Origin of the sequence: Candidatus Spongiisocius sp. (assembly GCF_965221825.1) — a bacterium.
Taxonomy (GTDB): domain Bacteria; phylum Actinomycetota; class Acidimicrobiia; order Spongiisociales; family Spongiisociaceae; genus Spongiisocius.
The window spans coordinates 2065968-2085586 of the sequence record NZ_OZ244917.1; the positions used below are offsets into that span (position 1 = coordinate 2065968).

General features: G+C 66.1%; 18 protein-coding genes. 11 read left to right on the forward strand and 7 right to left on the reverse strand.

Annotation, left to right across the window (positions count from 1 at the left end; genetic code table 11):
- Positions 1-67: 67 nt before the first annotated feature.
- The 6 genes from ACOQPD_RS09665 (at position 68) to ACOQPD_RS09690 (ending at position 3912) form a co-directional block, all read left to right on the forward strand.
- The gene (locus ACOQPD_RS09665; protein ID WP_420611749.1) at positions 68-268 is read left to right on the forward strand and encodes a DUF4244 domain-containing protein; all 201 of its coding nucleotides are present in this window, start codon (positions 68-70) and stop codon (positions 266-268) included.
- 23 nt (positions 269-291) lie between these two features.
- Positions 292-627, forward strand: a complete 336-nt coding sequence (locus ACOQPD_RS09670; protein ID WP_420611750.1) for a TadE/TadG family type IV pilus assembly protein — start codon at positions 292-294, stop codon at positions 625-627.
- The gene (locus ACOQPD_RS09675; protein WP_420611751.1) at positions 624-1040 is read left to right on the forward strand and encodes a pilus assembly protein TadG-related protein; all 417 of its coding nucleotides are present in this window, start codon (positions 624-626) and stop codon (positions 1038-1040) included. The genes ACOQPD_RS09670 and ACOQPD_RS09675 overlap by 4 nt, the downstream gene beginning before the upstream one ends.
- Positions 1041-1324: 284 nt before the next feature.
- Positions 1325-2443 (forward strand): metal ABC transporter solute-binding protein, Zn/Mn family, encoded by a 1119-nt coding sequence (locus ACOQPD_RS09680; protein WP_420611752.1) that lies wholly within the window; start codon positions 1325-1327, stop codon positions 2441-2443.
- Between the two features lie 185 nt (positions 2444-2628).
- Positions 2629-3477, forward strand: coding sequence for a metal ABC transporter permease (locus ACOQPD_RS09685; RefSeq protein ID WP_420611753.1), 849 nt, complete (start codon positions 2629-2631; stop codon positions 3475-3477).
- Positions 3478-3693: 216 nt separating this feature from the next.
- Entirely contained in the window at positions 3694-3912 is a 219-nt protein-coding gene (locus ACOQPD_RS09690; protein WP_420611754.1) for a hypothetical protein, read from the forward strand.
- 210 nt (positions 3913-4122) lie between these two features.
- Here the strand turns inward: ACOQPD_RS09690 and ACOQPD_RS09695 are convergent, their stop codons facing one another.
- A complete protein-coding gene (locus ACOQPD_RS09695) occupies positions 4123-6402 on the reverse strand; it encodes a DEAD/DEAH box helicase (protein WP_420611755.1) in 2280 nt (759 codons plus the stop codon).
- Positions 6403-6508: 106 nt separating this feature from the next.
- Positions 6509-7183: an NYN domain-containing protein gene (locus tag ACOQPD_RS09700; RefSeq protein WP_420611756.1), complete on the reverse strand. Its 675-nt coding sequence runs from the start codon at positions 7181-7183 to the stop codon at positions 6509-6511.
- 168 nt (positions 7184-7351) lie between these two features.
- Between ACOQPD_RS09700 and ACOQPD_RS09705 the strand changes: the two genes are divergently transcribed.
- From ACOQPD_RS09705 to ACOQPD_RS09720, 4 genes are all read left to right on the forward strand, one after another.
- Positions 7352-8116: a CPBP family intramembrane glutamic endopeptidase gene (locus ACOQPD_RS09705; protein ID WP_420611757.1), complete on the forward strand. Its 765-nt coding sequence runs from the start codon at positions 7352-7354 to the stop codon at positions 8114-8116.
- On the forward strand, positions 8113-8835 hold the full coding sequence (locus ACOQPD_RS09710) for a hypothetical protein (RefSeq protein WP_420611758.1): 723 nt from the start codon (positions 8113-8115) through the stop codon (positions 8833-8835). The genes ACOQPD_RS09705 and ACOQPD_RS09710 overlap by 4 nt, the downstream gene beginning before the upstream one ends.
- Before the next feature lie 506 nt (positions 8836-9341).
- Positions 9342-10535 (forward strand): alpha-hydroxy acid oxidase, encoded by a 1194-nt coding sequence (locus ACOQPD_RS09715; protein WP_420611759.1) that lies wholly within the window; start codon positions 9342-9344, stop codon positions 10533-10535.
- A 36-nt stretch (positions 10536-10571) separates the two neighbouring features.
- Positions 10572-12728 (forward strand): malate synthase G, encoded by a 2157-nt coding sequence (locus tag ACOQPD_RS09720; protein WP_420611760.1) that lies wholly within the window; start codon positions 10572-10574, stop codon positions 12726-12728.
- A 100-nt stretch (positions 12729-12828) separates the two neighbouring features.
- Here ACOQPD_RS09720 and ACOQPD_RS09725 read toward each other — a convergent pair whose 3' ends face one another.
- The 5 genes from ACOQPD_RS09725 to ACOQPD_RS09745 all read right to left on the reverse strand — a co-directional run bounded on the left by ACOQPD_RS09725 (position 12829) and on the right by ACOQPD_RS09745 (position 18388).
- Positions 12829-14337: a class I adenylate-forming enzyme family protein gene (locus ACOQPD_RS09725; RefSeq protein ID WP_420611761.1), complete on the reverse strand. Its 1509-nt coding sequence runs from the start codon at positions 14335-14337 to the stop codon at positions 12829-12831.
- Positions 14338-14411: 74 nt separating this feature from the next.
- Entirely contained in the window at positions 14412-14798 is a 387-nt protein-coding gene (locus tag ACOQPD_RS09730; protein ID WP_420611762.1) for a cobalamin-dependent protein, read from the reverse strand.
- Between the two features lie 5 nt (positions 14799-14803).
- Positions 14804-16450, reverse strand: a complete 1647-nt coding sequence (locus tag ACOQPD_RS09735) for a methylmalonyl-CoA mutase family protein (protein ID WP_420611763.1) — start codon at positions 16448-16450, stop codon at positions 14804-14806.
- Positions 16451-16488: 38 nt separating this feature from the next.
- Entirely contained in the window at positions 16489-17598 is a 1110-nt protein-coding gene (locus tag ACOQPD_RS09740; RefSeq protein ID WP_420611764.1) for an amidohydrolase, read from the reverse strand.
- An 85-nt stretch (positions 17599-17683) separates the two neighbouring features.
- Positions 17684-18388, reverse strand: coding sequence for an SDR family NAD(P)-dependent oxidoreductase (locus ACOQPD_RS09745; RefSeq protein ID WP_420611765.1), 705 nt, complete (start codon positions 18386-18388; stop codon positions 17684-17686).
- A 73-nt stretch (positions 18389-18461) separates the two neighbouring features.
- On the opposite strand from ACOQPD_RS09745, the gene ACOQPD_RS09750 reads away from it, so the two are divergent.
- Complete coding sequence (locus ACOQPD_RS09750; RefSeq protein WP_420611766.1) at positions 18462-19619, forward strand: acyl-CoA dehydrogenase family protein; 1158 nt, start codon at positions 18462-18464, stop codon at positions 19617-19619.

Sequence of the window (19619 nt, forward strand, 5' to 3'; positions counted from 1 at the left end):
ATGTCACTTCCCCCCGAACCGGCCGGACGCCGGCAGGCCCGCCGAAGCGGGAGAAAGGAGACTCATCATGAGTTCAATCATCAACATCGTCCGTCGGGCGACCCGGGCTGTCGGAGGCGAGGAAGGTCAGGCCACCGTCGAGTACACCCTGGTGGGGATGTGCGCGGCCGGCATGGCCTCGTTGCTCCTCAGCTGGATCAACAAGACAAGCCTCATCGGCAAGTTCTTCGGCTCCGTGACCAAGCACATCATCGGGCTGCTGGGCTGAGAAGCGAGCAAGGCTCTTCCACGGTGGAGTTCGCTCTGGTCATCCCCTTGATCCTCCTGGCGGTCCTGGCGATCGCCGAAGTGACGGTGGTGGCTAGGACCGCGCTCCAGGTGACCGCAGCCGGGCGGGAAGGGGCGAGGGTGGCAGCCACCTCGCCCGATCCCGCCCGGGCGATCGAGGCAACCCGGCAGGCACTCGGCCCCGAGCTGGCAAGCCGGGCCCGGGTCACGGTCCGGCGCCCGCCGGTGGTGGGCCGGCCCGCCCGGGTGACCGTGGCGGTTGACCATGTGGCGCTGGCGGCGCTCGGCGGGTTTCGGGTACCGCTCGAGTCGACCACCGAGATGCGGGTCGAAGCGTGACGCCGGGTGAGGTCACGCGCAACAGCGCGGACCGCGGCTCGGTGACCGTGCTCGCCGTCGGGGCGCTGGTGCTGGCCCTGGTCCTGGCGGCCGGGGTGACCGCGATCGGCCAGGTGTTGATCGCCAGGAACCGGGTGATCGCCGCGGCCGAAGCCGGCGCTCTCGCCGCGGCGCCGGTCACGTTCCGGCCGTTCGGCGCCACCGGATCCGCAACCGGCGAGGCGGCCCGTCTTGTCCACTCCAACGGCGCCGCGCTGGTCCGGTGTGAATGCCGTCCTAACAGGAGATACGGTCCCAGGACGGTGGTTGTCACCGCCGTGGTGAACGTGCACGTCCTAGGCCTTCGGGAGATGAGTGTCGAAGCCACCGCCGCGGCCGAATTCCGGCCCGTCGCTTTGCTGGCCGGACCTTAGGCCGGCACTTCCGGCCCAGGGTTGCATTCGACGGAGTGACCGTGAGTTGCCCACTCTGATGATATTGATTATCATTATCTACTTACCTGAGGGTACGAGAGGAGGGCAAGGGCCCGATGTTGTCCCTACGACCGCGCGCTATCTCATGGTTGCTAATGCTGACGGTAGCTTCTGTAGCGTGTGGCACGGATGCAGAGGAACCCGCACCGAGTTCCACCTCAAGCCCGGCGGCAGCAGAAACGGTACCAGAACCAACCTCCACAACTCCGGCAGGCCGACTGGCGGTGGTGGCGACAACCACGATCCTCGGTGATGTGGTGGCGAATGTCGTTGGTGGGAACGCTGATATCGAAGTCCTGTTACCGCCGGGCGCCGACCCTCACGATTACCAGATCTCGTCAAGCCAGGCAGCCCTGCTGTATACCGCTGACCTGGTAATCACCAACGGTCTCGGCTTGGAGGAAGGCCTCATCGACGTGATCGAGGCAGCCGAAGAGGACGGGGTCAACGTACTGGAGGTCGGTGATCTGCTCGACCCCATACCCTTTAGCGGAGGGGGCGACGCCCACGAAGAGGACGACGACCACGCCCACGAGGAAGACGACGACCACGCCCACGAAGAGGACGACGACCACGCCCACGAGGAAGACGACGACCACGCCCACGAGGAAGACGACGACCACGCCCACGAGGAAGAGGACGACGACCACGCCCACGAGGAAGACGACGACCACGCCCACGAAGAGGACGACGACCACGCCCACGAGGAAGAGGACGACGACCACGCCCACGAAGAGGACGACGACCACGCCCACGAGGAAGAGGACGACGACCACGCCGACGACATGGACGGGGGACACGCCCACGCCCACACCGGCAACGACCCCCACTTCTGGCTGGATCCACTGCGAGTTGCCAGGGCCGCTCAGTTGATCGCAGAGGCGCTTACCGAGATCGACCCGTCGGGTGACTGGATGGCCCGCGCAGAGGCCTACGCCGCCACCCTGACCGAGCTGGACGCAGAAATCCAGGACATCCTCGCCCCGATCCCACATGAGAACCGCGTGCTGATCACGAACCATGACTCGCTCGGCTACTTCGCCGATCGTTACGATTTCGAGGTCATCGGTGTGGTCATTCCGGGCGGCTCGACCCTGGCCGACCCCAGTTCGGCGGAGCTCGCCGCGCTGGTCGAGGAGATTGTGGAAGAGGGAGTGAAGGTGATCTTCGCGGAGACCATCGATTCCACTGCGCTGGCGGAGGCGGTCGCGGCCGAGGCCGGCACCGACGTGGCGGTGGTCACGCTCCACACGGGGTCTTTGGGTGAGCCGGGAACGGAGACCGACAACATCGTCGGGATGCTCAGGAGCAACGCCACAAGGATCGCCGACGCCCTCTCCTAAGGGGTGCTACAAGCAGGCGACGCTCGCGGGTGCCGAGACGTCCTCCGAGGGTTCGCCGGTGGCAAGCTACCTGGGCAAGACTTGCCGGCTACCTCGCAGCCCTCTCTGTTCGGGGTAACCTCCCAGCACCCTGTTGGACGGTCGGCGACTGTCACTACCCGCATCGAGTGAGTGTCCGATTAGCCGTGGAATGGTTTACCGAGCCCTTTGAGTTTGCTTTCCAGCAGCGGGCGATGCTGGGTGGCGCGCTCGCCGCTGTCGCCGGTGCCGTGGTCGGGACCTGGGTGGTGATCCGGGGTATGAGTTTCTTGGGTGACGCCCTGATCCACGGGGTGATACCGGGGATCACACTGGCCATCCTCCTCGACTTCAATGTGTTCATAGGGGCCGGTCTGGCGGCGGTGGTCATGATCGCCGGGATCAACCTGGTCCACCGCCAGACCTTTTTCTCCGAGGACACCGGCATAGGGCTGCTATTCGTGGGAATGCTCGGTCTGGGGGTTATCTTCATCTCCCGCTCGCCTTCCTACAGCGGCGGGATCGCGGCCATCCTGTTCGGCGACACTCTGGGCGTCCAGGCGGCGGACATACAGGTCCTGGTAATCGTGACCGCGGTCGTGGTCCTGGTCTCGGTAGCCCTCTACCGACCCTTCCTCGTGCTGTCCTTCAACGAGACCAAGGCCAGCCTGCTGGGGCTCCGCCCGTCTCTCACCAACGCCGCGCTGCTGACGTTGGTCACCCTCTCCATCGTCGGCTCGTACCGCACCGTCGGAACCTTGCTGGCGTTCGGCCTGCTGGTCGGGCCTCCGGCAACGGCAGCTCTCCTAGTGCGGCGCGTTCCCGCCATGATGGTCACGAGCGCGGTAATCGGGGTCTTCAGCGTGGCCGCGGGGCTGGTGATCAGCTACCACGCGAACACGTCGGGGTCGGCAACCATGGCAGTCCTCCCGGTAGTGCTGTTCTTCCTGGTGCTAGCCCTGACCAACCTCCGGGAGAGGATCGTGCCGACCTTGCAGAACGCAACCGACGGCTAGCTCTGAGCTACATACCTGACAAAGCCCTCGAATAGCGACAACCCGGTCCGGTGCCCCGCAACTCCCGCTCCAACCACTCGCACCAACCCTCATCCATTGAGAATCGGGGCTTGGTCGGTGCCTGCTATCCTTGATTCCTCGTAGTCTCGGTCGGCTCCGGTCCTGATGGTAAGGGGTCGGGTTCGGCGGAGATCCGTCAGCACGAAAGGAGCCCGGATGGGTGGGCACGACACTCACGAGTGCGACACGCACGAACACCATGGTGACGAGGAAGGCCACGTCCACGACGAGCACGAGTGCGACGGCCATGAACACCATGCCGATGAGCACGCACATGATGAGCACGAGTGCGACACGCATGAGCATCACGGCGACGAGGAAGGCCACGTTCATGACCAGCACGAGTGCGACGGCCATGAACACCACAGTCACTGAGTAGCCGGCCTGACGGCTGGGACGGAGCGGTAACTCCGTCCGGGCCGACAACTCTCTTGAAGAGAGCCGGAGGAGTCGACTCCTCCGGCTTCTCGCGTCTGGACCCTTCCCGGCCCGTCGTGGCGAGCCGCATCGGTTGTCACACCGTCCGCCCGCCGGTCAACGGAGTAACCCGCGCCCGATCGGGCGCCCACTTGAAGGCCGGTTTGGCTACCCCTCGGCGTCGAGGACGGTAGTCAGGAGACGGAGTGCCCCGCTCTTGGAGAGAGGCTCGTTGAAGTTGCCGCACTTGGGCGACTGGACGCAGGACGGGCACCCGGAGACGCAGCCGCACCGGGCGAGTGCCGCCACCGTGGCCTTCACCAATTCCTCACCCACCGGGTACGCCACCGAAGCGATACCGGCGCCGCCCTGGTAGCCCTCATGGATGAAGATGGTGGCGTTGCCCGTCTGCGGGTGGTAGGTGATCGAGAGGCCGCCGATGTCGGACCGATCGCAGATGGCGAAGAGCGGGAGCATGGCGATCATGGTGTGCTCCGCGGCGTGGAGCGCTCCGGGGGCCTCCCGCCGATCGAGACCTGCCCGATCCATGATCGATCCGGGCACGGTGAACCAGAAGGCCTCGGTCTCGATCTGCGTCGGAGGAAGTTCCAGCGGGATGGTGCGCCGGTCGTTGCCCCTATCCCTCTTCCGGTACTTGCGGCGGTAGCCCAGCACATGAGCCGACACCCGCACCGGACCGAGGAAGCTGCCCATCGCCCCCACCCGGCCCTCGTCCGAGACCCCCATGACGTCGAGGGCCTTATGGACCTGAGGCTCGGTGTAGTAGTCCACCCGGGCGCGCCGGGCGCGGACCTCCAGCCCCGCCACATCCAACTCCTCCACCCGGTAGGTACGGCCCTTGTGCAGGTAGACGGCGCCCTCATGCACCTCCGAGAAGGCCCGCTCCCAATCCACCTCGCCGATCACCCGGCGGGTTGCGAGGTCGTAGATCGAAAAGGACCGGGCATCGGATGACCGGATACTCCTGCCATGGGCAGGCGAGCGGCGGCCCGCCCACAGCAGCCGACCGTCTTCGAGTCGCAGATGGCCTTCGTCCACTAGACGGGTCCCCGCCTCCCAGATGTCGTCTCCGAAGACCGGATGCTCCGACCAGTCGAGAGGAAGCTCGTGGGCCGCGCATCTCAGGTGGTAGTCCATGACGTCCGGGTTGGTCGGGTTGACAACCGCGGCTTCCGGCCTCCGGCCGAAGAGCTCGTCAGGATGGTGGACGAAGTACTGGTCTAGGGCGTCCTCCCCGGCCACCAGCACCACAAGCGCCATGTCCTGCGCCCGGCCGGCCCGTCCGGACTGCTGCCGGAACGAGGAAATGGTGCCGGGGAAGGTGCAAAGCAGCGCCGCATCCAACCCGCCGATGTCGACGCCCAGCTCGAGGGCGTTGGTCGCGGAGATGCCTACCAGCTCTCCTGAGAAGAGCCGGGCCTCGATGTCCCGCCGGTCCCGGGCCGTGTAGCCGGCCCGATACGGCGATATCCGGTCGCCGTCAGCGCCGAGACGGCCGGCGGCGCCGACGTGGATCAACTCGGAGGCGCGCCGGCTCCGCCCGAAAGCGATAGTGTGAATCCCACGGCGTACCAGGTCCACGTAGAGATCCGTCGTTTCGGCGATGGAAGATCGGCGGCTGCTCGAATCCTCCTCCGTGAGCGGCGGGTTCCATATCGCCACCATCCGTTCGCCGGCGGGCGAGTCGTCGCCGTCCACCAGCGATACTTCCACTCCGCATAGGCGCTCGGCCAGGTCCACCGGGTTGCCGATGGTCGCGGAGGTCAGCACGAAGGTCGGATCGGCGCCGTAGTGGGCCGCGAGGCGGCGCAGGCGCCGGATGATGTTGGCGCTATGGCTGCCGAACACCCCTCGCAGGTAGTGCATCTCGTCGATCACCACATGGCCCAGGCGGGACAGGAACCCGCTCCACAGGCCGTGATTGGGGAGGATCCCGTAATGCAGCATGTCCGGATTGGTCAGGATGACATTGGCGCGCCTCCGGACCCGGGAGCGCTGTTCTCGGGGAAGATCGCCGTCGTAGGTGGATACCACCATCTGCGGGAGGCTCAGGGCCTGGATGGAACCGAGCTGGTCCTGGGCCAGTGCCTTGGTCGGGAAGATGAGCAGTGAGGTGCTGGTGCGATCTGCGAGCGCCCGTTCGGCAATCGGGACCTGGTAGCACAGCGTCTTACCCGATGCGGTTCCGGAGACCACCACAGTGTGGCTCCCGTCCCTGATCGAGCCGATCGCCCGGGCTTGGTGACCGTACAGACGATCGATGCCCTTGCCTGCGAGCCGCTCGGCGAGGGCCGGAGCGAGAGGGGGATCGGGATCCTCGAAGCGGGCAGGACGCGCAGGGAACATCCGGGCATGGACCAGGTCCCCCGGGAAGCGGTCGCTCCTTTCCCAACCCGAGACCAGTTCCCGGAAATCAGTGCTAGCCATATTCCGATCCTTCGTCAGCCGCCAGGACGAGCCGGCCGCTCGGCGCCGGCTGCTACCTGAATATCGGCCCGGGCCGCTGGAGTTTCAACCCCCTTGGGACGGAACGCTACGCCAGGCTGGGAAGTCTCTCCGGGAGCATCAGGCTGAGATCGTCCTCGGTCAACTCGAGTATCTCATCGGCGAGGTCATTCATCTCCCGTGAGACGCTGTGCCGGTCGGGCGTGGCGATCACCACTCGGGCCCCCAACTCCTGGGATGATCGCACGGCTTCCTGCAGATCGCGATCGCCGGAGAAGATCACGGCCGTGTCGAATGCCCTGCGGCCGGCCAGCCGGACTATGTCGGAGCACAGCATGGTGTCCACCCCGCGCTGGCGGCGTTCGGGCCGGAAGGTCCACTGCCGGTCGAACTCCTCCATAACCCGGTTCGGGTCGAGGTTGAGCGACACGGCGGTGCGGGTCAGCGCATCGCGGATTCCCTGCTCGAACCACGGCCGGTACTCCACGATGTGACCAAGGCGGAGCTGGATGCCCGGCGTCTGCCCGAGGGCCGAGAAGAAACGGCGCTGTCCCTCCGCCAGCTCGTGGCCGCTCTCGAACCGGGCGTCGTACCAGTAGGTCCGCAGGAACCGTGCCCCCCGCTCGAAGGTCAGATCCCGGAACCAGGAGACGACGGCTTCGCTGTCCATCCGCACGTTGCGGGGATTCTCGTCGAGGGCTCGGGCGCCCTCCGCTCTCAGGAAACCGGCGTTCACGAACCCGGCATAAGTAGGCAACGTCATTGAAGCCTCCTCTCAATCGCTAATAATAATAATCGATGTAGTACATGGCACTCGCCGGCCGCGCACGATCCCGCCCGGCGCTAGCGCCCGCGGACTGCTCGGCATCCTTCTCGACGATAGCTTGACCGCTTTCCAATGCTTAACCTGGGGGAGATGCCCTCGATCTCCATGAGCCGGCTCCGGCGCGACTACCTCACAGGAGACCGGCGCCAGGTCGTGGTGGTGCTGGTCGTATCGGCGCTCAGCCTCACCTTTCTCAACTTCGGGACTACCAACCCGGCCTGGTTCGTGTCCCTGCTGGAGATGCTGGGGGCAGGGGGGTGGGCCGAGCGGGCCCGGAGTGCCTTCGAGGGATCCGACTCGGCCCAGCTCAACCGGCTGGTTTTCTGGGGTGGTGGGCAGATCCTGGCCTACACCCTTCTCCCCATCGCCGCCGTCAAGCTGGTCCTCAGGGACAGGATCGAGAACTACGGCCTCCGGATAAGGGGCGTCGGATCGCACGGCGGCATCTACGCCGTGTTGCTGGGATTGTCGGTCCCGTTCGTGGTGATCGCCTCCTACACCCCGGCATTCCAGGCCAAGTACCCGTTCTACGACCTGGCCCCCGGCGAGGGGCTCTGGCCCCGCATGGCGATCTGGTGGGTGATCTACGGGTTGCAGTTCGTGGCGCTGGAGTTCTTCTTCCGCGGTTTCATGGTGCACGGCCTCAGCCCGCGCTTCGGCTACCTGTCGGTGTTCGTGATGATGGTCCCGTACAACATGCTGCACTACGGCAAGCCGGTCCTCGAGGCGCTGGCGGCCATCCTGGGAGGGATCATCCTGGGGTCGCTGGCCCTGCGGAGCCGCTCCATCTGGTGGGGGGTCGCGGTGCATGTCGGCGTGGCGGCCACCATGGACGCGGCCGCGCTCGCCCACAAGGGCTTCTTGTGGTGACCGAGCCCGGGGACAGACGGCTCCCGGCATCGGTCTTGGAAGCGGTAACGGTCGGGCTCGCCGGAGCCGGGCTGGCCTGGCTGTGCGTAGCGGCCCTCCGATGGATACCGGCCCCGCTGGAGGTCGCCGCCGTGGGGGCGGCCGGGCTGAACGGGGCGATCAGCGGCGCGAAGGGCGTCTACCGGTGGAGCCGGCCGCACGGCTGGATGTGCTGGGGCCTGGACTCGACCTGGGGGTTGATCAGCGTGGCCGGCGGGGTGCTACTGCATCTGGTCAACGCAGTCCATCCCTCCTCGTACTTCGACGGCATGAGCCGCCGCACCAACCGGCACGTGTACGAGGGCGGGTTCACCTTCCGGTCCCGCTTCGCCATCACGTTCGGCAACGTGGTCTCGGCTGCCGGGGGCGACACCGGGCTGCGCGGGGAGTCGCCGCAGGTGCTGCGGCGAAGGCAGCTGATCGAGAGGCACGAGGGAACCCACGTCCTCCAGAACCGGATGTTCGGTCCCCTGTACGTTCTCGGCTACGGCGCCTGGCTGGTACTGGCGGGCGGTGCCGGACTGGTGGTAGGGCTGCTGATGGATCGGCGCAACTGGCGATCGGTGGTGGAGACATTCGCCTACTACGACAACCCCTTCGAATACTGGGCATACCGCAAGGACGGCTACTGGCCGCCCCTCGGCGCCCATCCCCGCTTCGTCTGGAACGCCGGGAGCTAGCTGTACTGTCCAGGCCCGCGAAGAACGCGAAAATCGCGGCGAGCCGCGCCGCCCCGCCGGGCCCTCCCCCACCGCCACCACCTTGGTGTCGAGCGCGTTCCGTCCTCCCCCGGGGTGGGGGCTGCCTCGACGATATGTTCCCTCACACGGCCCAGGTCGACGTCGGAGCCGGACCGCTGGTGCTTTAACCCTGATTCTTCATATGAACAGGCCGGCGGCTCGGTACGGCCAGGTCAGAGTGTCTTTCTTCATCCGTTCGAGAGCCGGCCGTCCACGCATGAAGAATCCGGGTTTGCGGTTGATCAACACCATAAGATGAAGGTGTGACACGAGCGGGCGAATAGACGGTCTGTTTCCTTTATCGATAGAGAATCACGCGGCTACAGGCCCGGGAATGCGCCTCGCGTCCATCGCCGTGGACAGCGGGATCCCACCGGCACGAGGCAACCCGGTTGCGCAGATCGCTAGCCTTCCTTCCCATGGGTATGTTCAGAACGATCAGGTCGGTGGCGCGCTTCCGGACCTTCGAAAGTGACCCCGACCTGCGGCGCATGCAATCCGCGGCGAACGTCGCCGACCTCCGCCTCATCGCCCGCCGCCGTCTCCCCCGAGGGGTGTTCGACTACGTGGACGGCGCTGCCGAGGACGAGATCACCTACCGTCGCAACAGCTCCGACTATCACAACTGGGAGTTCGTTCCGTCCGTGCTCCGGGATGTGACCCACATCGACACCTCGACCACCCTCTTGGGCCGGCCCCTACCGATGCCGGTGGTCCTCGCCCCGACCGGCTTCACCCGGATCGTCGACCCCGGGGGCGAGTTGCCGGTGGCTCGTTCCGCGGCCCGCCACGACATCCCCTATGCCCTGTCCACGCTGGGAACCCGCTCCATCGAGGAAGTGGCCGATGCGGGCGCCGGCGGTCGGAACTGGTTCCAGGTATACGTCTGGAAGGACCGCGAGCTCGTTCGCAACATGATCGAGCGCGCGGCCGCATGCGGCTACGAAGCGCTGGTCATCACGGTGGACCTGGCGGTGCCCGGCCGAAGGGAACGCGATGTGCGCAACGGGATGACCCTGCCCCCCAAGCTGGGGCTCGACATGCTCATCGACGGGATGCGGAGGCCGTCCTGGACGTGGCGCTTCCTGACCGCCGAGCCGATCACCTTCTCCAACGTGGTGGGCCTCACCGACCATGACGGCAGCTCCGCTGTGGCCCTCGCCAGCCTGATCACAGACCAGTTCGACGCCAGCCTGTCGTGGTCGGACATCGAATGGTTCCGTTCGGTCTGGGATGGGCCGATCATCATCAAGGGGATCCAGTCCGTGGCGGACGCCCGCCGGGCGGTCGAGCACGGCGTGGACGCTATCGCCGTCTCGAACCACGGCGGTCGCCAGCTGGAAGGCTCCCCGACACCCATCGGGCTCATCGAGCCGATTGCCCAGGAGATAGGCGACGAGGCGGAGATCATCTGCGACGGCGGAGTGAGGAGGGGGTCCGACATCCTGAAGGCGCTCGCCCTCGGCGCTCGAGCGGTAATGGTGGGCCGCGCCTACCTGTACGGGCTGGGCGCCGGTGGGGAGAAGGGAGTCGACTGGGTGCTCGACTTCTTGGCCGGGACGATGCGCTCTACCATGGCGCTGGCCGGAGTGCGGTCGGTTGGCGAGGTGGGCCGGGACCTCGTGCGGCGCCGACCCTGACTGGTCTGTAGTCGGCGCACGCCGAGGAGAAATGCCATGAACACCGAGGGCCTGGTAGTTGCCGACGCCCTTTACCGCTTCATCACCGACGAGGCACTCCCCGGTAGCGGCGTGGAAACCGGTCTCTTCTGGAAGGGTTTCTCCGACCTGATCCACAACTTCGGCCCACGGAACCGGGGCCTGCTCGAACGGCGCGCCGAGCTCCAGGCCGCAATCGACGATTGGCATAGGGCTAACCGGGGCCGGGCCTTCGACCGGGCGGCCTACCGGGCCTTCCTGGAGGAGATCGGCTACATCGAGCCCCGGGGGCCGGAGTTCTCTATCACCACCTCCGACGTGGACCCCGAGATGGCCGAGGTGGCGGGCCCCCAACTGGTGGTCCCGATCATGAACGCCCGGTTCGCCCTCAACGCCCTGAACGCCCGATGGGGATCCCTCTACGACGCCCTCTACGGCACCGATGCGCTGGGCGACCCGGCCCCGGCCGGTCCGTACGACCCGGCCCGCGGTCGCCGGGTGGTGGCCTGGTCCCGGCGATTCCTGGATGACGTGGTCCCGCTCTCCGATGGCTCGCACGCCGACGCCACCGGGTACTCGGTGGCGGACGGCGGGTTGCGGGTGCGGCTGTCGTCGGGCGCGACCACCGGCCTGGCCCGACCGGACAGGTTCGCCGGTTACCGGGGAGCCCCGGACTCCCCCGGCGCGGTGCTCCTCCGGAACAACGGCCTTCACATCGTCATCGAGGTCGACGCCGGGCATCCCATCGGCGCCGTCGATCCGGCCGGCGTGTCCGACATCGTGATGGAGGCGGCCGTCACCACCATCCTCGACCTCGAGGATTCGATCGCCGCCGTCGACGCGGAGGACAAGACGCTCGCCTACCGCAACCTGCTGGGCCTGACCAGGGGCGACCTCACCGCCGAGGTGACCAAGAACGGTCGGGCCTTCACCCGGCGCCTGGCGGAGGACCGGACCTTCACCGCGCCGGACGGAGCGGGGTTCACGCTTCCCGGCCTTTCCCTGTTCCTGGCCCGCAACGTGGGCCACCTGATGACCACCCCGGCCGTGATCGATCGGGACGGGAACGAGGCCTACGAGGGGCTGGTGGACGCCATGGTCACCACGCTGGTGGCATGTCACGACCTGCGAGGGCAGCGGGCCGGGCGCAATTCCCGGACCGGCTCCTTCTACGTGGTCAAGCCCAAGATGCACGGATCGGCCGAGGCGGCCTTCACGTCCGAGGTGTTCGACCACGTCGAGGACGTGCTGGGCCTGCCTCGCGACACGGTCAAGATCGGCCTGATGGACGAGGAGCGCCGCACCACCCTCAACCTGGGCGAATGCATCCGGGCCGCCCGGTCGAGGATCGTCTTCATCAACACCGGCTTCCTCGATCGCACGGGCGACGAGATCCACACCTCCATGGAGGCCGGGCCGATGGTGCCCAAGACCACGATGAAGGCCCAGGGCTGGATCCAGGCCTACGAGGACTGGAATGTCGATGTGGGCATCGCCTGCGGTCTCCGGGGCAGGGCCCAGATCGGCAAGGGCATGTGGGCCGCTCCTGACCTCATGGCGGCCATGCTCGAGGAGAAGGTCGGCCATCCGATGGCCGGCGCCGACTGCGCATGGGTGCCCTCGCCGACCGCCGCCACCCTCCACGCCACCCACTACCACCGGGTTGACGTGGCCGCCCGCCAGGACGAGATCGCCAGCCGCCCGCCCCGCGACCTGGCCGAGTTGCTCGAGATACCGCTGGCCCCGAGTACCGACTGGACGTCCGAGGAGATCGCCGCCGAGCTCCGCAACAACGCGCAGGGGATCCTCGGCTACGTGGTGCGATGGGTCGATGCGGGGATCGGCTGCTCCAAGGTTCCCGACATCAACGACGTCGGGCTCATGGAGGACCGCGCCACCTGCCGAATCTCCTCCCAGCACATCGCCAACTGGCTCCACCACGAGGTGGTGGACCGCGACCAGGTCATGGAGACGATGGAGAGGATGGCGGTGGTGGTAGATCGCCAGAACGCCGGCGATCCGGCCTACCGGCCCATGGCGCCGGCCTTCGACGGCCCGGCCTTCGAGGCCGCATGCGACCTGGTGTTCCTCGGGACGCAACAGCCCTCCGGCTATACAGAGCCGATCCTCCACGCCCGGCGCGCGGAACTGAAGCGCCGCCTGACCTCCGGCTGAACGCCGGCCGGTTCCCCCTATCGACGGATAGGGGCGTGTCTCCAGGACTCGTTCAAGCTCGCGTTCGTCGTTACCGCGGGTCCCCTGTGACCACGATCAACTATTCCACTGCCAGCTCTCGTAGCTGCCTTTTGAGCACCTTGCCCTGCGTGTCCCTTGGCAGCGCCGGCAGGTAGTGGAAGCGCTTCGGCAGCTTGAATGCCGCGAGGTCCCGTCGCGCCGCGGCCATCAACTCCGCCGTGTCCGTGGGTCTGCCGTCCTCTCGCACGATGAATGCGGTGACCGCTTCCGACCACACCGGATCGGGAGTACCGACCACTGCCACTTCTCGGACGCCCGGAATCCTCGAGAGAACACTCTCGACCTCCAGCGAGGAGACATTCAATCCGCCGGACTTGATGACGTCCTTCTTGCGGTCATAGAAGAAGAGGTTCATGTCCCGGTCGATCCGGACGATGTCGCCGGTTCGCAGCCAACCGCCTCTCGTGACCTCGGCTGTCAGGTCGGGCCGGCAGTGATAGCCCTCCATTACGGCCGGGGATCGGCAGATCAGCTCGCCGACCTCGGTCGGTTGATCGGCTTCGTCGACCACCCGGACCTCCACTTGTGGCACGGCGCGCCCGATCCAGCGCGGATCCTGCCCCGGAATCTCGGCCTGGCTGCCGTAGTAGCCGATGGCGCCGAGCTGGCTCAACTCCGTCTGCCCCCAGTATGTCGCCCAACTCAGCTTCGGGACACGGGATGACATCGCGTCCGTGACGTGAAGGGGGATCACACCGCCGTAGGTATGGGCTTGCCGGAGGGATGAGATGTCAGCCCGGTCGAAGTCTCCGTGCTCGGTCAGACGGACGTAGAAGGTGGGAGTTTGCGACATGTTGGTGATCCGCTCCGACCCGATCAGTTCCAGGGAGTGCGCCGCCTTCGTGCTGGCGGCGAGCACGATGGTGGCGCCCACCGAGACCAGATTGGTGACCGTCCCGACACCGGCCATCGTGTGCATCGGGGCCAGAAGGAGGAACCGGTCATCATGCTCGACATACCGTTCTCCGGTCCAGGCGGGAGACGTTGCGATCAGAAAGTTGCGATGGGGTATGCGAACGCCCTTCGGCTCGCTCTCCGTTCCCGATGTGTAGATGATCATTGCGAGATCGTGCTCGCTGACATGCCAATTGTCCGCGAGCGGCTCCTCTTCCCCCAGCATGGCCGCCAGCTCGCTCCCGGGAATCACGCTGTCACTCGCCGTCCTCGTGGGGATGACCGACTCGACGGAGCCGGCCAGCATCCGGGTCAATCGTTCCTCGGCGACGATCAAGCGGGGTCGAGCGCTCTCGAGCTGTCGGGTCGTCTCGAACTCGGTCAGATTCGGGTTGAGGGTTGTGAATACGGCGCCGATCTTGAGAGCGGCGTAGTAGGTCACGATGTGGTCGAGTCCGTTGCCGGCCATCATCGCCACGACGTCTCCGGCCCCGATGCCCTGCCGCCGGAGCGAGCGGCCCATCCGGTTGACAAGGCCGTCAAGCCGGCCGTAGGTGAGGTCGAGGCGTCCCTGGTCACCCGTGTGAACGACCACGGCTGGAGCGTCCCCGTCGCGAAGAGCCCTGCGTTCCAAGACGTCTCCGAGCGTTGCGCGTCTCAGGCGGCTCGTGAGGTAGTCGGAAGGCGGCCGGCTCGCCATCCGGGCGGTCACCCGACCCTGCCGGCGAGCCGGTTCGCAGCATCGACGATCTCGGTCAGCGGGCTTCCGGGGGGGTGGACGGAGACATCGCGGGCGACGAGACCGTCGATCGCCTGTGGCGGGATGGTCCCTCCCACCAGGACCGGGATGTCCCCGAGTCCGGCTTCGTCCAGCGTGTCGAGGATTCGATGCACGACCTCGATCCTTCCCCCCACGTTCAGACCGATGATCTGGACGTCCTCGTCGCCGGCCATCTGTGCGATATCGCCGGCTCGGAGCATTCCCCCGAGCACCACATCGAAGCCGGCGTCCCTGAAGGCCCGGGCGACGACCATGACTCCTCGCCAATGCCCATCGAGGCTCGTCTTCGCGATCAGGATCCTGGCGTGCTTCATACCGCTCAGAACCGCATCGGAACTTCCCAGACGCCGAAAGCGTTCCGGAATACGTCCCCGATCTCCCCGATGGTTGCGTCGGCTTGCACCGCCTCCATGACCCGGGGGACCACGTTCCCGGTCGTCCGGCAAGCAGCTTCGAGATCCCGGAGCCTCCGCATCGCTTCCCGTCCGTGTCGCTCCCGCCGCAACGAGGTGAGGCGCTGCATGGCCCTCTCCCAGGTCTCCTCCCCGGAGCGCCCCTCGAAACCACTGATCGGCATCAGTTCTTCGTTTGCGCGATGCACGTTGGTACCGACGATTCGCTTGCCGCCGTTCTCGATTGCCGCCATTTCCTCCATCTGGCCGCGAGCAGCCTGGTCGAGGAGCCAGCCACTGTCGATCACCGAGAGGAAACCTCCCTGCTTCTCGATCTCGGTCATGAAGGCGAGCGCCCGCCTCTCGAGTTCCTGGCTGAGGTGCTCGACGTAGTAGGAACCCCCGAGCGGATCGGCCACCGCGGTGATGTTCGTCTCCTCCTGGAGGATCTGCTGGATCCGGATCGACATCAGGTGCGCATGGTCGGAGGGGATCGACATGGCCTCGTCATAGCCCGAGACTCCCAGCGATTGGGTGCCGCCCAGCGCGGCGGCCAGAGCCATCACCGTCCCCCTGACGATGTTGTTGAGTGGCTCCTGGTAGGCCATGTTGCTGCCGGCCGTGACCACATGGATGCGGAGGCGAAGAGCCCGTTCGTCCGTCACGCCGTACCGGTCGGTCAGCAGGTCATGCCACATCTTGCGCGCCGTTCTCAGCTTCGCCGCGTCCTCGAAGAGATCCATGGAGGTGCGGAAGTTCACGCCGCCGATCATCCGGGCGAAGTTGTCGTAGTCGCCGTCCACCCGATCGGAGACCGCCTCCAGGTACTCGACCGCATTGGCGAAGACGGCTCCGAGTTCCTGCCAGGCGTTGAGCCCGGAGTCCGCTCCGTTGTATCCGGCAATCGAGACCGGCACCCAATGCGGCATCCGTTCCATACACCAGTCGATGATGTCCAGGTTGAGCCGCATCGCAGCACGCGGAGGTATCTGCTCCTTGGTCGGGCACCCGATGTACGTGAGGAAGAAGTCGCTCTGGCCGGTGCCACTCAACTTCTCGAGCGGAATCCCACGTCGGCCGGCCGTGGACCAGTAGCACGCCAGCGTGTACGGGGCGCTCTGCGGGACCCCTCCGCCCGGCTTGACGTAGATGGATTGGAGCGGGATTCCATCCATGATGGTCTCGTAGTCCCTGAGCCCGACCGTGACCGTGCCCGTCAAGCCCACGTCTTCTCGACGCTCGACTACCTCCGGGTGGTCGACGTCATAGAGGTGGTCGTCCGTCATCCGATCGTGCTTGACGATGACGCCTGTCTCCCCGGCGTCCAGGAGGAACCGGATTCGCTTGTTCATGTCGGACGGGTTGCCGAATCCACTCAACTGGAAGATCCGCCAGTCCTTGGAGCGGTACATTTCGGGGTATGCGCCCCGCAGAAAGGGGGCTGCGCCGGGCAGCGACCCGGCTGCGAGGCGCTGCCCTTCAGCAACATGATGCGGGCGGTAGACCGGTTCCAGCTCGACCCCGGAAGCCGATACCCACGCCCGATCTCGCTCGTTCTCGTGTTGGCTACCCACTGTCTTCGCTCACCGGTCCAGCTGGTCTCTCGGCAACGTCAACCCGGCGCGGGGTCCGTCAGCCATTCGTGCGGAGATGCCACGAACCGCTCGACCATCCTCGTCAAGGCGCCGGCGGCCCGATGCATCGACTCGTACGCGCCCTCGGAACCGGCGGCGTCATGTAGTTCGCGCGAGTGCCATGTTACGGGTGACCAACCGACTTCGGTAACGCACACGGTCGGGATCGCCTGGCTGACGTCACCGAGATCGCTGGAGCCCGAGATGTCGTAGGTAGTGCCGTCCGGGACTCCCAGAACATCCCAGGCGAGTCGAGCGAGCCCTTCGTGCATCAGATAGGGACGCGCCTTGCTCAGAAGACTCACGGTGACCGCTGTCGCGGTGGCGTGGGCTGATCCCTCGGCAATGCGCTCCACGCTCTCGACGAGACCTTGGAGGAGATCGTCCTCCGGAGCTCGAACGTTCACCCTCAGGCTCGCCGAATCCGGCAGGACATTGTGGCTTCCGGACACAGACTCCACCTTGGCGTGGATCCGGCAGCCGTCCCGTTGATACTGGCGTTCCATCGCGAGAGCATGCGCCGCGAGAGTCGCCGCATCGAGAGCGCTCCGGCCATCCCACGGTCGGCTGGCCGCGTGTGACGCCTGTCCCTGAAAAAACAATTCGAACAGGGCGGCGCCGTTCAGCGTCCCGAACACGGCGACCACGTCAGACGGGTGATAGGTGAATGCGGCGTCGACTCCGTCGAAGGCGCCTGCCTCCAGCATGGGTGCCTTGCCGGCGAAGAGCTCCTCGGCCGGAGTGCCGATCACTTTGAGGGTGCCCCGCAGGTCAGAACGGTCGGCCAGGTCCAGCGCAGCTTCCATGACCCCGCCACAGATCAGATTGTGCCCACAACCGTGTCCGACTTCGGGTAGAGCGTCGTATTCGACCACCAGCCCGACCGTCGGGCCGTCCGCACCGAGCCTCTTTTCGGCGACGAAGGAAGTGTCGAGCGAAGCTATGCCGCGCTGGACGCCGAATCCACATTCGCTCAAAAGGCGTACGCAGCGCTCCGAAGCATCGATCTCGGCCAGCCCCGTCTCGGGGTTGGCATGGAGGTGGCGGGCAAGTCGCTCGCCTCGTCCGGCTGCCGTCGAGTCTTTCACCGTCTCACTGTGTGGTATCGGCCGGCGTGGATGGTCTCGCTATGTTGTAGGTGTCGGCACATAACGAGAGATCTCCGAACCTGCATCACGTCATCACCCATCCGCCGTTCATGTCGATGGTTGCGCCGGTGATAAAACCGGCGTCGTCTCCGGCGAGATACACGACGAGCGCCGCGAACTCCTCCGGTGTCGAGAACCGACCGACCGGCAACTGATCGACGATCCTCTGGCGCCCCGCTTCGTCGAGGAATGCGTTGAGCTCGGTGTCGATAGCTGCGGGCGCCACGGCATTGCAGGTGACACCCCTGTTCGAGTACACGGACGCGAACGACTTCGTGAGCGCGATGACCCCGGCCTTCGCTGCGGCGTAGGGCGCGGACGAAAACCCGCCGGTCCGGGCGACGACGCTGGAGAAATTGATGATGCGCCCCCATCCTTGAGCGGCCATGGACGGTGCGCTCCCCTGACACAGCAGGAACACGGAACGAAGGTTCACGCTCAGTGCTCGATCGAAGTCATCGACGGTCGTGGACTCGATCGTTCTCGGCTCGAGCAAGCCGTGGGCGGTCACGAGGACGTCAATCTTCCCGGCCTCGGCGATCACCCGGTCGCAGTCCGACGGATCGCTCAGGTCGGCGCTGATCGTGGCCGTGGCTCCGTTCGAACGCTGCTCGCGGATGTCGACGCCCACGACCTCGTAGCCTCGGTCAGCCAGTGACAGGCAGGTTGCGTGTCCAACGCCTCGCGCGGCTCCGGTAACGAGCGCACGTCGAGCTTTGCTCCTCGTCACGGTCGACCTCTCCTCGTGCTTCGTGTTGCTGGTAGTGAGGCTGGTTATAACAGGTGAGATATTATTTCGGATAATGCAAGCCCCCTTCAGCCGCATCGTCCCTGGCAGCGTCGTGCCACCGACCTTGAGGGTCGAGAGCGAGTCGGATGACCTGAGGCAGGACCTTCGCCGATGGCTCCGGAACAACGACCCCGGACCGGAGCCCTTCGAATACGAGGCTCGGATGGCGGCACTCACCCGATGGCAGCGTCAACTTCACCGGGCGGGCTTCATCGGACTCTCATGGCCGACCGAGTTCGGTGGCGGAGGGATGGGTCTGGCCGCGGAGGCCGTGCTGTGCCAGGAGCTCGCCACGACCAGCATGCCGCAGCTCATCAACCGCCTTGCCCTCTATACCTGGGGACCCACGATTCTCAGCCTCGGCACACCGGCGCAAAAGGCCCGTTTTCTCCCCGGCATGCTCGATGCCGGCGAGATCTGGTGCCAGGGTTTCTCCGAACCGGACGCCGGATCTGACCTCGCCGCAGTCCGCACGAGGGCGCAGGTCTCCGGCGACGTTCTCGTGGTCGACGGCCAGAAGGTCTGGACGAGCCGCGCAGAGCTGTCGAAGTGGAATGCCTTGCTGGTGCGGACCGACCCCGAAGGGGTGAGACACTCCGGTCTGTCCGTCCTGATCGTCGACATGGAATCGCCCGGTGTGACGGTCCGGCCCTTGTTGCAGATGCTCGGCGAGCCCCATTTCAGCGAGGTCTTCTTCGAGGGGGTAGAAGTGCCCCTGGAGAACGTCCTGGGCGGGCTCGGCAACGGCTGGGACGTGGCCATGGAGGCGATGGCCTACGAGCGCGGTCTCTTCGTATTGGAACGGACCACCGGTCTTCGACGCCGGCTCGCCGATCTCGTCGACCGGCTCGACGAGCTCGGCAAGATCGAGAACGCCGTCGCGTCGCTGGGTGTTCTGGAATCGAAGCTCGACCTGCTCGACGCGCAGGTGTTCAGGACCCTGGCCCATCAGGAGAATGGAACGCTGGTCCCGGGCTCGAGTTCCGTGGATAAGCTGTTTCTGGCCGACGTGTACCAGGACATCTTCGCCACCGCGTTCGACCATCTGTCCGGCGATGGCCTGGACGACGGATGGATACACGACCTCCTGGAGTCTCGGTCGGTCAGCATCTACTCCGGTACTTCAGAGATCCAGCGCAACGTGATAGCCCGCCGGCTCCTGGGCCTCTGA